General features: G+C 41.1%; 16 protein-coding genes. All 16 read right to left on the bottom strand.

Annotated features, from left to right (window positions below; translation table 11 throughout):
* Positions 1-47 precede the first annotated feature (47 nt).
* Positions 48-362, bottom strand: coding sequence for a preprotein translocase subunit YajC (yajC, locus tag BTU61_RS07005; protein WP_200772928.1), 315 nt, complete (start codon positions 360-362; stop codon positions 48-50).
* A gap of 156 nt (positions 363-518) precedes the next feature.
* Positions 519-764, bottom strand: coding sequence for a hypothetical protein (locus BTU61_RS07000; RefSeq protein WP_187539850.1), 246 nt, complete (start codon positions 762-764; stop codon positions 519-521).
* A 259-nt stretch (positions 765-1,023) separates the two neighbouring features.
* Positions 1,024-3,117 (bottom strand): AAA family ATPase, encoded by a 2,094-nt coding sequence (locus BTU61_RS06995; RefSeq protein ID WP_200772927.1) that lies wholly within the window; start codon positions 3,115-3,117, stop codon positions 1,024-1,026.
* Positions 3,118-3,476: 359 nt separating this feature from the next.
* Positions 3,477-3,776, bottom strand: a complete 300-nt coding sequence (locus tag BTU61_RS06990; RefSeq protein WP_200772926.1) for a hypothetical protein — start codon at positions 3,774-3,776, stop codon at positions 3,477-3,479.
* Positions 3,777-3,794: 18 nt separating this feature from the next.
* On the bottom strand, positions 3,795-4,175 hold the full coding sequence (locus BTU61_RS06985; RefSeq protein WP_200772925.1) for a type III secretion protein: 381 nt from the start codon (positions 4,173-4,175) through the stop codon (positions 3,795-3,797).
* Positions 4,154-5,749, bottom strand: a complete 1,596-nt coding sequence (locus BTU61_RS06980) for an alpha/beta hydrolase family protein (RefSeq protein ID WP_200772924.1) — start codon at positions 5,747-5,749, stop codon at positions 4,154-4,156. Before BTU61_RS06980 ends, BTU61_RS06985 begins: the two co-directional genes overlap by 22 nt.
* Positions 5,739-6,134 (bottom strand): DUF1310 family protein, encoded by a 396-nt coding sequence (locus BTU61_RS06975; protein ID WP_200772923.1) that lies wholly within the window; start codon positions 6,132-6,134, stop codon positions 5,739-5,741. Before BTU61_RS06975 ends, BTU61_RS06980 begins: the two co-directional genes overlap by 11 nt.
* A gap of 181 nt (positions 6,135-6,315) precedes the next feature.
* Positions 6,316-6,702, bottom strand: a complete 387-nt coding sequence (locus BTU61_RS06970) for a DUF1310 family protein (RefSeq protein ID WP_200772922.1) — start codon at positions 6,700-6,702, stop codon at positions 6,316-6,318.
* On the bottom strand, positions 6,695-7,099 hold the full coding sequence (locus BTU61_RS06965) for a DUF1310 family protein (RefSeq protein ID WP_200772921.1): 405 nt from the start codon (positions 7,097-7,099) through the stop codon (positions 6,695-6,697). The genes BTU61_RS06970 and BTU61_RS06965 overlap by 8 nt, the downstream gene beginning before the upstream one ends.
* 107 nt (positions 7,100-7,206) lie before the next feature.
* Positions 7,207-7,971 carry an amino acid ABC transporter ATP-binding protein gene (locus BTU61_RS06960; RefSeq protein WP_200772920.1) on the bottom strand — a complete coding sequence of 255 codons (765 nt, stop codon included), beginning with the start codon at positions 7,969-7,971 and terminating at the stop codon, positions 7,207-7,209.
* Between the two features lie 19 nt (positions 7,972-7,990).
* Complete coding sequence (locus BTU61_RS06955; RefSeq protein ID WP_200772919.1) at positions 7,991-8,677, bottom strand: amino acid ABC transporter permease; 687 nt, start codon at positions 8,675-8,677, stop codon at positions 7,991-7,993.
* A 3-nt stretch (positions 8,678-8,680) separates the two neighbouring features.
* Positions 8,681-9,373, bottom strand: a complete 693-nt coding sequence (locus tag BTU61_RS06950; RefSeq protein ID WP_200772918.1) for an amino acid ABC transporter permease — start codon at positions 9,371-9,373, stop codon at positions 8,681-8,683.
* Positions 9,374-9,439: 66 nt separating this feature from the next.
* Positions 9,440-10,318: a transporter substrate-binding domain-containing protein gene (locus BTU61_RS06945; protein WP_200772917.1), complete on the bottom strand. Its 879-nt coding sequence runs from the start codon at positions 10,316-10,318 to the stop codon at positions 9,440-9,442.
* 27 nt (positions 10,319-10,345) lie between these two features.
* Entirely contained in the window at positions 10,346-11,347 is a 1,002-nt protein-coding gene (locus BTU61_RS06940; protein WP_200772916.1) for a uroporphyrinogen decarboxylase family protein, read from the bottom strand.
* A 98-nt stretch (positions 11,348-11,445) separates the two neighbouring features.
* Positions 11,446-11,646 (bottom strand): hypothetical protein, encoded by a 201-nt coding sequence (locus BTU61_RS06935; RefSeq protein ID WP_200772915.1) that lies wholly within the window; start codon positions 11,644-11,646, stop codon positions 11,446-11,448.
* A gap of 17 nt (positions 11,647-11,663) precedes the next feature.
* Entirely contained in the window at positions 11,664-12,665 is a 1,002-nt protein-coding gene (locus tag BTU61_RS06930) for a uroporphyrinogen decarboxylase family protein (RefSeq protein ID WP_200772914.1), read from the bottom strand.
* Positions 12,666-12,983 lie beyond the last annotated feature (318 nt).

Below are 12,983 nucleotides of genomic sequence, written 5' to 3'. Positions count from 1 at the left end.
AATCGAATTCTAACGAATGACCGATTTCTGTCCCACTCTCTAGATGATTATTGTTCGAATGCTGAATCAGATTCTTCTGTGGTAGATTCTGCTGATCCTTCTGAAACTGGAAGAACTGTTTTAACGGCTCCCAATTCAAAGGTCAGGTAGACACCATCTACATCCAAGACAACCGTCTTACGGTCTGTGTCCACTTCATCGATTGTTCCATACAAACCACCAATTGTGATGACTTCATTTCCTTTTTGAAGTTTATTCAAACTTTCCATCCGCTTTTGATATTGTTTCTTTTGGCTACGACTCATGAAAAACATCAAAGCAAACATGGCAATGAGAACAATCAGAAAACTTGCGTTTGGCATATCTTTCTCCTTAAATTTTCAATATATGGTATACTATATCAAATTTTGCTTGTCTTTTCAAGCTTTCCCATCTATTTCCGCAAAAATTCACCCATTGTTTCAAGGATGGAACCAAAGCTAAAGCAAAAAGAAAAACCACGAAAAGTGGGCGACTAATTAGTCAATTGTAATGCCATACTTTTCATGATTTTCTTCATACCAATCAATCAAGGCCAATGCGGTTTGATAGGTGATATTTTTAATCTTACTCGTTCCCTTGGTTAAGGTCGCCAAGCTCATTTTACTGATATTGGTTTCAGTAGCAACACGGTAACTCGTCAAGCGTCCATCCACCATCAGCTGAACAACGGCTTCTACCTTTCTATATTCTGGAGTTGAGTAGATATCCATTGAATTGTTCATTGTTCTCCCATTCCTCAATTTTTTTCTTGTATAGATTATATACTTATTTTCTTTATTTATTAATATTTGTGCTCAAATACTATAATTTTCACTAATTATTGATGTTTTTTTAGCCCAAATTAGTGAAATTTACCCTAAATCAGCGAATAATTTCCCCTAGGTGGGAAGAAAAAATAAAGACCGCTATGGTATAGCAGTCTTCATTTTCATCAGCAAATCTTAAAGGATAAGATTTATTGATCTGTTCCTTCTTCTTTTGTCATTCTTTTTCTCTAATAACCAGTACTCCATCTTCCATATCGGCTTCTAGATGTTGAGCATCCAAGTTATCCAAGTGGAAGTCGGTAACTTTGTCACGGATTTGTTGTTCAACCACACGGCGGAGTGGACGAACACCCATGACTTCATCATATCCTTCTTCGGTCATATAAGCTTTGGCAGCTTCGCTCACAGCCAAGTCAATTTCTTTCTTAGAAAGGGTCTTATTGACATCTACCAACATCAAATCCACAATCTTCGAAAGGTCTTCCTTGCTCAAGTGAGAGAATTCAATCACAGCGTTGAAACGGTTGAGGAATTCTGGGCGGAAGTATGGTTTCAACCGATCCATGAGTTCTGGTTTGTCCGCATCTTCTGTCAAATTCGCTTCGTAACCAAAGCCAGCGTTTGAAGTAGCGATAATCACTGTATTCTTGAAGTTGACGGTATTTCCTTGACCATCTGTCAAACGACCATCATCCAAGACTTGGAGGAGAAGGGTGATCACTTGAGGATCAGCCTTTTCGATTTCATCCAGAAGGACGATAGAGTAAGGGTTACGACGAACACGTTCTGTCAAGGTATTGCTGTTGTCATCATAACCAACATAACCAGCTGTTGTACCGATCAATTTAGAAACAGCTGTGCGGTCGCTGTATTCTGACATATCCAAACGAATGATCGCATCTTTGGTACCAAACATATCTAGAGCCAATTGTTTAGCCAACTCAGTCTTACCGACACCAGTAGGACCTACAAAGAGGAAGCTACCGATTGGGCGGTTCCCTTCGTCAAAGCCTGCACGGTTCCGACGGATGGCACGCGCTACTGCTTCTACAGCCTTGTCTTGACCAATGACCTTGGTTTGCAAACGATGACCCATTTCTTTCAAACGTTCGATATCCGTTGCACCCATTTGTGATACTGGAATACCGGTCATCCGTTCTACTGATTCTGCAACATCGTTGACCGTTGCTGTCACCTTATGGTCTTCTGTATGGTTGGCAATTTTCTTTTCCAACTCTTCGATGCGTACTTTTGCCTTCAAAGCCGCTTCGTAATCTTCTTTTGCCGCAGCTTCTTCTTGTTTCGTTTTTTCAGCTTCGATTTCATGTTCTACAGCGTGCACATCTGTTACTGGATGTTGGGCTGCCAAATGAGCAGCTGTCACATCGACCAAGTCAATCGCTTTATCAGGCAAGCTCCGTTGTGGAATGTATTGGACAGAATAGTCAACTGCTGCCTTCAAGACTTCATCCGGCAAGATGACATTGTGGTGTTTTTCGTAAAGGTCACGGATTCCTTGGAGAATCTTAAAGGTATCCTCTGCAGACGGCGCATTGACCTTAACTTCGTTGAAACGACGAGCCAAAGCCGCATTCTTCAAGATGGTGTTGCGGTATTCGTCTTGGGTCGTTGCCCCAATTACGGACAATTCCCCACGTGAAAGGGCAGGCTTGATAATATCTGCAAGGCCTTTTGATCCTTGACCATCTCCTGTGCTCCCTGCACCAAGGATTTGATGGATTTCATCAAAGAAGAGAATGACATTTCCCATTGCCTTGACTTCTTGGATCAAGTTTTGGATATTTTCTTCGAAGCTACCACGGTATTGCGTACCAGCTTCCAAACCAGAAATATCAATCGAGATGATTTCTTTGTTCTTGATGGCAGCTGGGACATCACCGTTCACAATAGCTTGAGCCAAACCTTCTACTACTGCAGTTTTACCTACACCGGCATCCCCAACAAGGACCGGATTGTTCTTGGTACGACGAGACAAAATTTCCGCAGCTTCTTGAATTTCTTTGTTACGTCCAATGACCGGATCCAATTTGCCTTCACGTGCTTCTTGGGTCAAGTTACGACCAAGTTTTGCAAGAATCCCATCTTGCTTCATGCCTTTAGCTTGGCTGTGTTGAGCTTGTTCACTACCATCAGCTGGAAGTTGACCTGTTTGACGGTAAATGGCGAATTCTTCCGGTGTCACTTCACGACCATTGATCATGTAGCGACGGCTTTCCGAACGGAAACCACCCATGTTTCCCATCAGTTGATTGAAAAGATCATCCATATTGTTAAAGTTGTTATTCATAGTTGTCACCTCTAATTTACATAATTTTTATTTATTCTTAGGAATAAGCAGACCAAATGACTGCTTTTTTATTTATTTGTTTACATAATTTTTTGTTTTCGTTTTAATAATAGCCTCAAGGGCTATCCGTTTCTATTCTTCCTTTTATCAATTAGTTGTCTTAGTTTTGGAAATAGCATCACACAATCTCCTTTCACACTATTGATCTTGTAAACTCTTAGCTTTTGATTACTATTTGTTTACATAAATTATTATAATATAGAAAAGAAACCTTGTCAATACTTTTTTACATAAATTTTTACTTTTTGTTAAAAAATCTGGATGCAAATCCAGATACTTTCTTCTGACAAGGAATTCAATTAGATCGAACTAAACTTTTTAGTTTTTTCTTCGATCGTGGTCTTGACAGATTTAGCAAATTGTCCAGTTACCGACTGGTCTATTTGTTTGCCAACAACCTGGATATCTTCTTTAGCAGCTGATACAATTCCATTTAAATCACGGTTGTACTGCCGTTCAAGCCCCGATGTATACATCATTAAGACTGGTGCATAGACCATTCGTACCAACTCTTTTTCAATTTTCTTCCGACTTTCGATGAGTTGCATTTTTTCCTTCATGTCTAAATCAAAAAAATCTTTAACCAACTGATCTCCCATATTTTCTCCCCTTCTCGATTATTGATCTGTTTCTCGCTCTATTTTTTCTTCCAATTGGCGTCTCTCTTTTTGATAAGACTGCCACAAGCTTTCCTCCTCAGCTTCAATCTGTCTCAAACAGGCTTGCGAGGCTTCTCTTGCCTCTAGATCATACAGTTCTATGCAGTGATTCAGGGCCCGCCATTCACATTCCACATCCAATTCTTGCTTTTGTAAAAAGGAGGCTGCCATGGCATATTCCTCTTCCAGCATCTGAGTGAACTGTTGTTGCTTTTTTTCGAGTAGATTGCGTTTTGCATCTAGCTCCAAGCGTGCTTGATGGTAATCTCTTTCTAAACGATCTAGTGTACTTTCCTTTTTTGAATGAGATGACTGGATTAATAGGCTAGTTGATCCCACTGATTCATTTCTCCTGCTATTTCTTGATCTTTTGCCTTCAAGAGCTCAATACCTGAATTCACTTGTTCTTTAAAGGTATGAAATTCCTGAGATAAGGACTGATAGGTAGACAAACGTCTGTCGAACTTTTCCTTCACTTCTGTGACGAGTGTTTGTCTTGTCGCACCAGCTGTTGCATAGGCTTCCTCGATTTCGGTTGGACTGAGGATAAGGCCACTTGGAACGGTATGTAAGGCCTTCTCCACATTTTCTAAATCTGAAGCCAGGTGTGTTTTTAGCTTCTGAGCTTGATCCAACCCTTCATCTACTACGCGAATCAGCTCATCTGCGGCCAATCGTGTCTGCAAAGCGTCCAGATAAATTTTCTCATTCGAACTGAGACCACCACCTGTTTTTTCTAATTTATCCTTCAGGCGGTAATAAACCTTCATCCGCTCTTCAATGATTTCCTTCCGAGTGATGGCTTCTGTTCCCTTTTCAAGGACCAGATTTCCATTCTGATCATAGATATAGCCATGCATCATGTGCTGAAGGCCCGTATTTTTTAGATTTTTTGTTTTGAGGTGCTTGACGATCCCACTAGATCCCTGACTTCCAGAATCCAGATATCCAAGGCTAACTAAATCTTTATGGTCAATATGATTATAAATCTTGTATTTGAGAGCATCTAACCGTTTTTTCTGCTCAGACGTTAATATATTGTAAATATTCGGGCCATTGTATACATGGACAGTTCCAACGTGAGCAGCTTCCTCTTCCGTCAAGCAGGCGAGAGCATACTGAATATCCATGGATCCCAGAGAGTGACCGTATAGATCAATCTTGGCATTTGGGTATTTTTGAATCACCTCTTTCAAATGAGTTGCAGCATCTTTGAATTGCGGAGGTGGAAATGTACCATTTTTGTCATTGTATTTTTTAAAAAGAGCAGCTCCTACTAAAGAAGAAAATCGAAGCTGTTCTTCAACCGTTCTTTCCGCAAAATAGCCGACCGCATCTGATGCTTTTTCCTGTACGAAATTACTGACAGGATTATCCAGCACTTTTTTCCAAAACCTACCTAAGGGCGTAGCATCTGGTGGAAGAGCCAAAGAGTTCGGAAGAATCGCATCTTCAAAAGCTTCAACAGTATTATTAAAATAATCCTTACCCTTTTCTCGCGCAAGTTTCTTCGCATACTCCGTTACATGATTGCTAGCACCACCAGGAGTCAGTATCTGAATAGCTGTTGGTAAATCTGTCCCTAGCCAATCGGTAATGGTATCATGGCGTAATTTTCCTGGATCCATTCCGGTTTCAGATCCCTTCATCAAAACCGTAACATCTTGAACTTGAGCACGTGCTTCATCGGAGGCATCATAAGGAACTGCTTTTTGTTTTTCACCTTGACCATTATTTGTAAGAACAAAGACCTGCTCTTCATGTCCGTTGACATTATCATAGATGTGAGCAGTATGGCCAATATAATATTTTCCTTTTTCAATAGTTAATTTTTTACCAATTTCTAATGACGCATATTCTAATAATGCTATTTCCTTATGTAGATAATCTGAATCTATAGAATTATTGTCCATAATATTTTCCTTCTAAAAGTTCGTCCAACTCTGTAGGTGTGCTGGATGCTGCAACATGATATGATCCTGATTCCCTTCCTATCACTACCATATCAACAATTAACTTATCATCATTATTTATAACAATCGCAATATTAATCCCTTCCATTGGATTATATTTTAATTTATCTTTTAAAATTCTATAAGACTTTATTTTACCATTTGGAGTTAATGCCTCTGAATCCAGGTTTTTTAAATATTCTTCAATCGCCACTTTCATCTTCTGACTCTCTGCGATCTCAATCATTTCTTGCTTTCTGGTGGAGTGTCCGGTAATGAGACTACAGCCTCCTATACTCAGACCAAATACTACCAATACCAATACAATTAATTTACTTTTTTTCATTTCTTCCCATTTCTTTCTCTAGTTTTCTTAAAATTTATTATACAAAATTCCATCAACGTCTGAAATGTTACTTTTGTTAAAAAACATTGCTAAAAGGTTACAAGCACTACTTATTGATGTAATATACAGGTTCAGTCTAGATAAAATCTACAGTTTTACATTTTAGAAAAATTTGTTTAAATTATTGGATAGTTAGAAGGTCATTTAACTCTTTTGTTTTACTAAGATACGTTTCTTCATACTCACCAGTTGTCGAGTCCTCTTGGATAGTTGTATTTAATAATAAATCTTCGTTATCATTTATAATAATTTTGATCATTAGCCCTCCCATTGGATTGTAATCCAAGTCAGATTTCGAAATTTTATAAGTTTTAATTTTTCCCTCTGGTGTAAGGGCTTTTGGATCTAATTTGTTTAACAGATTTTCGACTGCCACTTTCATCTTCTGACTCTCAGCGATCTCAATCATTTCTTGATTATTGGTGGAGTGTCCGGTAATGAGCCTACAGCCACTTGGAAGTAGGCTCAATAGGACCATGATTACAACTATGCTGTATCTTTTATTCATTCTCAAGCAAGCCCTTATTATTTACTAATTTCTTGGATAATTCCCCTGAAATGACCACTCCATTTTGTTCTAGATGGCCATCATCCTCTTGTGTTAAGGTTGTCGTAATAGTTAAATTCTCATCATTGTTAATCACCATTTCTATCGTCAATCCTCCCATAGAGTTGTACCTCAGTCGGTCTTTGTTGATTTTATATGACTTTACAATTCCCTTTGCTGTTAATGCATGGGGATCTTCTTGTCTCAATATATTTTCGAGAACTATTTTTGATTGCTTACTCTCTGCAATATCTAGCATTTCTCGCCTCTGAGCGGATTGATTTATAAAAAGGCTACATCCTCCTAGAAACAAAGTCAGTAAGAATAGTAGTACAAATCGTTGTTTTTTATCAGTCATATTTCCCTCTCACTTATATTATTCGTAATAATTTTTAAAAAATGACCTAATTTTTAAAAATTTTTTCCAGAACCTAAAAAACACACCCTACATAGGTGTGTCGCTTGTTAAATCATGTATTCGACACTATAAGTGGCGTCGGATAGAATCCGTGATAGGAATTGTTTGGTTCGTTCTTCTTTTGGACTGTTGAAAAATTCATGCGGTTCATTTTCTTCGATGATGTGCCCGCCATCCATAAAGATGACATGGTTGGCCACATCACGCGCAAAGCTCATCTCATGCGTCACGACAACCATGGTCACTCCTTCTTGAGCCAATTGTTTCATGACATCTAAGACATCCCCAACCAATTCTGGGTCTAGCGCTGAAGTCGGCTCATCCAGCAAGATCACATCTGGCTTGACTGCGATGGCACGTGCGATTCCGATCCGTTGCTGCTGACCACCTGATAATTGAGAAGGATAGTAATCCTTGTAAGCGAGGAGACCAACTTTTTCAAGGGCGGATTCCGCCCGTTGGATGGCTTCTTCTTTTGGAATCTTACGAGCTACAATCAATCCTTCCAAGATATTTTCAAGTGCTGTTTTGTTGGCAAAGAGATTGTAATGCTGGAAGACAAAGGCTGTCTTTTGGCGGATTTCTAAAATTTCCTTTTTACTGAGTCTGGAGAGGTCATATGCTTTTCCACCTAGGGTTAAGTGACCGGTATCCGCCTTTTCCAAGTGGTTGAGGCAGCGAAGGAAGGTTGTTTTTCCTGATCCAGATGGGCCCAAAATGACGACAACGTCCCCTTGATTAACCTTGAGATTGACATCTACCAGGACTTGGTGGTCCTTAAATTTTTTCGATACGTGTTCTACTTCTAACATCTTTTCATTTCTCCTTCTTCTATGCGAGTGTCAGGCGTTTTTCCAAGAGATTAAATCCCCACTGAATCAGGCCACAAATGACAATATAAAGAATAAAAATCACGAGATAGGATTCAAAATATTGATAGCCATAAGAGGCTTCAACCTTGGCAATGGCGGTGATATCCTTGATGGTCATGACAAAGACAAGAGAGGTTCCTTTGACCAAGTTGATGACCAGGTTACACAGATTGGGCAGGGCTGCACGCAAGGCTTGTGGAAAAACAATGCGGATATAGGCTTGGCGGTTGGTCAAACCGATGGCTTGCGCTGCTTCTAGCTGGCCCTTATCCACCGTCAGAATGGCTGACCGGAGAATTTCAGCCAGACTTCCTGTTGTCATCAGGCTAAAAATGATAAAGGCATAGTAAATGGGATTGATCTCAAAGACATTAAAGTGGCTACCAATGCTCTTAAAAAAGCTATTTAAGAGACTAGGAAAGAGACTATAAAAGAAGAGAATCAAGAGAATCGGAGGTGTCGCGCGAATAAAGGCTAAGTAAATCACTGAGAAACTGCGGACCCCTTTGACCTTATAGATCTGACCGAGCGCCAAAAAGAGGGCTGGAAAAAAACTCAAGAGGATCGACACAACCATGATCAGAAGGGTCACTGGAACACCACCCAAGGTGGCTAGAAATGTTTTACTAATAAAATTAAAATCCATAAGCTACCTTTCTGTTACACTGAGTCGTTTCTCAAGGAGTTGAGCGGAGAAGGAGATTACAAGGGCAATCGCCCAGTAGATCACTGCTACAGCTGTATAGGTCTCGAGGGAATAGTTCCCAAGATTGCGGCTGATCAAGTTATTTCCTGCTCCCATGATATCGATAAAGCCAATGGTATAAGCCAAAGCGGCATCGCGCATAAGGTTCAAGATGGCAGTCGTCATATTGGGAAGAGCTACACGAAAGGCTTGGGGAAGGACAATGCGCCAAATGGTTTGAGCTGGCGTCAAGCCAATACTCAATCCTGCTTCCATCTGTCCTTTTGGAATGGCCAAATAAGCGGCCTTGAAGACCTCAGAGATCATAGCAGCAAAGAGAAGAAACATGGCTACAAGGACAAAGACAAACTTGGACCAGTGATCAATGTCAATGCCTAACCACCAGTTCAAAAATTGGGGGAGTCCATAAAAGACCAAAAAGAGCAAGACAATCGGAGGGGTACAGCGCAAGGTAAAGACATAGCCTTTTGCAAGACCTGCTCCTACCTTATCTTCTGATACCTGTGCCCAGGTCAAAACCAAGCCAAAAGCAGAACCAAGAACCGTCGTTAACAGCATTAAAGCTAGGGTCGCTGGCAAGGCTTGGACCAAGGTTGGAAGAAATGACCAGACCTTGGAAATGTCGTATGAGACCATCTTTCTTTTCCTTTCTGTATCCGGATAGAAATAAGGAAGCTGGGGCTATGCGCACCCAGTTCCATCTTATTTCTCTTTATCTACATAACTGAAGACATCTTCACCGAAATATTTTTTGGACAATTTAGCAAGTGTCCCATCTTTTTCTAATTCTTTGATAGCCTTGCTGTATTCTTCCGCAAATTTTTCGTTTTTCTTATCCTTATGAATCAATGGGTAAGTTGGAATTCCTTTATAGGCAAACCAGCTGAGTTTGTCGGCATATTGGTGGTAGGAACCTTCTTTATCTGTGACAGCTTTTTCAAAGGAAAGCTTGATGTCAAAGAAGCCATCATAACGACCTTCTAGAACCCAAGCATAGGCATCTGCCACTTTGAACGATTCAGCAGCTGTTAATTCGATTTGTTGGTCCTTATGCTTTTCATTGTATTCTTTGATGACATTCCATTGCGCATTTTGTGGGGAGATCGGAACCAATTTCCCTTTTTCTTTGGCAAAGTCATCGATGCTCTTGTATTTCTTGGCATCTTCTTTTCTCACAGTAAATCCGATGATACTGGCTCCGATTGCCTCTTTTGGAATGATAAATTTCTTGGCACGTTCTTCGGTATACCAAGCTCCCTTGGTTCCGATATCGTATTTACCAGACTCTAGGCCGATCAAGAGATCGTCATCACTCGTTCCAGTGTACTCAAACTTGTAGTCTGGCAGTTTTTCATCAATGGCTTTCAAAACAGCTACTTCATAACCATCTGATTGTCCTTTTTCATCGACAAAATCGTAAGGCACATAGTTTTGCGTGTGGGCTACTTTCAAGGTGGTTACCTTGTTCGATCCTGTTGAGCCTTTGCTGTCGTTTGCATGGTTCAAGCTCCGTCCAAGAATCGTTGCACCTGCAATGGCAAGAACTGCCACTCCACCGATAATCCATGTTTTTTTACTCATATGTTGTTCTCCCTCTTTCTATTTTCCTTATTCTGCTGCAGCTTCACGAACCCATTCGATTCGTTCTTCATCAATGTCACTTGGAATGGTACAATCGGCACCGATCACCAAGCCCGTGGTCCCAGTTTCTGCGATGATGCGTTTGGTTTCTGCTTGAATCGCAGCCTTGTCTCCTGTGTAGAGAAGGCCATTTTTGCCATTTTCAAAACCACCTAGGACGGTACGACCACCGAAGATTTCACGTCCTTCTGCCAAGCTGATGCCTTCTGGTCCGACTGCCCAGTTAAAGACTTGGGCTGGGTAGTCTGTGAAGAGGTGGATATCATTGCGAGCTCCTTCGTAGCCACAGATATGAAGGATATTGACCCCACCGGCTTCATTGGCTGCTTCTAAGACATGGCGTTCACTTGGCGCAATGACTTGTTTGTACACTTCTTGGCTCACGCGCGCATCTTGGATACTTTGAACACTGAGGTAGATCCCGTCTGCTCCTGCTTCTTTAATGATTCGTTGGCTCAAACTTGCAATATCTTGACCAATCGTATCCAATACTTTTTTAAGAGTTGCAGCATCTTGATCGATGAAGTTTGCGATCAAGTCATCTCCTCCTGAAACTTCTCCGACCAACCATTTGAAGTAGGTCACCGGAGCAAAGATATTGTAGATGGCTACAATGTCCTCTTCAAAACCGGCACGGATTTTTTTGACCAATTCGACCTGTTCTGTGATCCATGGATGATCGGCCCCGAGGGGTTCAATCCCTGCTAAGTCTGAGATGTTTTCAAGACCTTTGTGAATGGCTGGATTGGGATAAGCAAAGTAGCCATCGCTCATGAGTTTGACAAAGTCTGGTTTGACCTTGTGAAGGAAATTTTTATGACCCTTCAGATTTTTTTCAATAATTTCAGGATTGGAGAAGCCTTTCAACCATTCTTCTTCTGTCGTGAAATGATGCCAAAATCCAACTGGCACACGATCAACTGCTTCTCCTTTGAATGCTTTTAACACTAATTCTCTTTTTGTAGACATCTTCTTACCTCATTCTCTTTTTTCTTGCTTGTTATCTTAACACGGCAATCCTGCTTTGACTAATATATATTTTTTATCAAGGCCTTCATCTTTTTTTATCACTGGCCATCTAGTAGGAGAATGCCTGCCACATCAGACGGGCGAATGAGGGAGAGGCTATGGGCTGGGATTTTCTCCAGCCTTGCCATATCTGGATCTTTTTTCGCCTTGTCCTGAGTACTTGCTGCAGTAGCTTTTGCGAGCCCTAAGACTAAAAACAAGACTGTCATCACGATACACCACACATGAATTTTTTTCATCTCCCTCTCCTTTCTTCTTACAAGACGGCTGCCTGGCGTACCCAATCTAAGCGTTCCAATTGGAAATCGTCTGGTACCGTGCAGTCTGCTCCAAGGATTAAGCCACGGCTTCCCGCTTCTGCCACCAAGCGACGCGTTTCTTGCTCGATCGCTTCTTTTTCACCTTGATAGAGCAGGCCGTTCTTGCCATTGACAAAGCCACCCAAAACGGCACGATCCCCAAAGAGCTTGCGACCTGCTGCTAGGCTCAGGCCTTCATGATGGGTTGCCCAGTTGATGACTTGGGCTGGATAATCCTTGAAGAGGTCCACTTCATTGCTGGCTCCTTCAAAGCCACAGATATGAAGGATATTGATGCCACCTGCCTCATTAGCCGCCTCTAGGACAGCGATGTTGCTCGGTTCAATGAACTTACGGTATTCTTCCTCCGTCACACGCTCATCTTGGACCTGCTGGGTGGAGAAGTAAATCCCTTCCACACCTGCTTCTTGGATCAAGCGACGACTAAGAATGGCAATATCTCCTGCGATCACATCAAGGACATGGGCCAAGGTTTCAGGATCTTCCTTGAGAAAGTCTGCAATCACTTGGTCTCCACGGGATTGATCCGTACGGAACCAGCGTTTCAAATAAGAAATGGGCGAGAAGATATTGTAGAAAGAAGCAATCTCCTCATGAAAATGGGAACGAATCTCCTTGACGACTTCAATCTGCTGTTCAATCCAAGGATGGTGCTCTCCAATCGGTTGAATGTCCTTCAATTCTTGGATCGATTGGATCTCTCTCGAATAAAGAGCACTCGGATAGCGGAAAAAGCCATCGCTCATAATCTTGACAAAATCAGGGGATATTTTTTCAACATACTCTTGGTGTCCTTTAATACTCTTTTCAACTACGGCCGGATTGTCTAGACCCAACTCTTTTTCTTCTTGGGTCACATAATGGAGCCAAAATCCTACAGGGATTCGCTCAACTGCTTCACCCCGAATGGCAGAAAGAACCAACTCTTTTTTACTCATGATGTGTCAACCTCCTTCAACTCTTGGCGAGTAGCGCCTTTGTTCTACCTCACCACTTCTGAAATTTGTAACCATGATATCACCTGGAAAGATCACTGACTAATATATTTTCCCTATCAAGTCCTTAAAATTTCTTTATTGAAGCGAGTAGCAAAAGCGCACAAGTCCTTGCGAATAAAGACTTGCGCGCATTCTTATCCATTTTTTGATGATAGAAAAAAAAGACAGCTTTGCTGTTTTCTTGATCCGGTTATAACATAAAACTATACCCCTCTTTTTAGAATAAAAAAATAGGTATTTTGGTACCATGAATCCTAT

Source organism: Streptococcus lactarius (genome assembly GCF_016642265.1).
Taxonomy (GTDB): domain Bacteria; phylum Bacillota; class Bacilli; order Lactobacillales; family Streptococcaceae; genus Streptococcus; species Streptococcus lactarius.
The sequence above is the reverse complement of the archived record's forward strand: the minus strand, read 5'-3'. Positions and strand labels throughout refer to the sequence as shown.

Excerpts from the sequence above, each read along its gene's own strand:
- yajC (WP_200772928.1), bottom strand. The coding sequence starts at position 362 with ATGCCAAACGCAAGTTTTCTGATTGTTCTCATTGCCATGTTTGCTTTG.
- BTU61_RS07000 (WP_187539850.1), bottom strand. The coding sequence starts at position 764 with ATGAACAATTCAATGGATATCTACTCAACTCCAGAATATAGAAAGGTA.
- BTU61_RS06995 (WP_200772927.1), bottom strand. The coding sequence starts at position 3,117 with ATGAATAACAACTTTAACAATATGGATGATCTTTTCAATCAACTGATG.
- BTU61_RS06990 (WP_200772926.1), bottom strand. The coding sequence starts at position 3,776 with ATGGGAGATCAGTTGGTTAAAGATTTTTTTGATTTAGACATGAAGGAA.
- BTU61_RS06980 (WP_200772924.1), bottom strand. The coding sequence starts at position 5,749 with ATGGACAATAATTCTATAGATTCAGATTATCTACATAAGGAAATAGCA.
- BTU61_RS06975 (WP_200772923.1), bottom strand. The coding sequence starts at position 6,134 with ATGAAAAAAAGTAAATTAATTGTATTGGTATTGGTAGTATTTGGTCTG.
- BTU61_RS06970 (WP_200772922.1), bottom strand. The coding sequence starts at position 6,702 with ATGAATAAAAGATACAGCATAGTTGTAATCATGGTCCTATTGAGCCTA.
- BTU61_RS06965 (WP_200772921.1), bottom strand. The coding sequence starts at position 7,099 with ATGACTGATAAAAAACAACGATTTGTACTACTATTCTTACTGACTTTG.
- BTU61_RS06960 (WP_200772920.1), bottom strand. The coding sequence starts at position 7,971 with ATGTTAGAAGTAGAACACGTATCGAAAAAATTTAAGGACCACCAAGTC.
- BTU61_RS06955 (WP_200772919.1), bottom strand. The coding sequence starts at position 8,677 with ATGGATTTTAATTTTATTAGTAAAACATTTCTAGCCACCTTGGGTGGT.
- BTU61_RS06950 (WP_200772918.1), bottom strand. The coding sequence starts at position 9,373 with ATGGTCTCATACGACATTTCCAAGGTCTGGTCATTTCTTCCAACCTTG.
- BTU61_RS06945 (WP_200772917.1), bottom strand. The coding sequence starts at position 10,318 with ATGAGTAAAAAAACATGGATTATCGGTGGAGTGGCAGTTCTTGCCATT.
- BTU61_RS06940 (WP_200772916.1), bottom strand. The coding sequence starts at position 11,347 with ATGTCTACAAAAAGAGAATTAGTGTTAAAAGCATTCAAAGGAGAAGCA.
- BTU61_RS06935 (WP_200772915.1), bottom strand. The coding sequence starts at position 11,646 with ATGAAAAAAATTCATGTGTGGTGTATCGTGATGACAGTCTTGTTTTTA.
- BTU61_RS06930 (WP_200772914.1), bottom strand. The coding sequence starts at position 12,665 with ATGAGTAAAAAAGAGTTGGTTCTTTCTGCCATTCGGGGTGAAGCAGTT.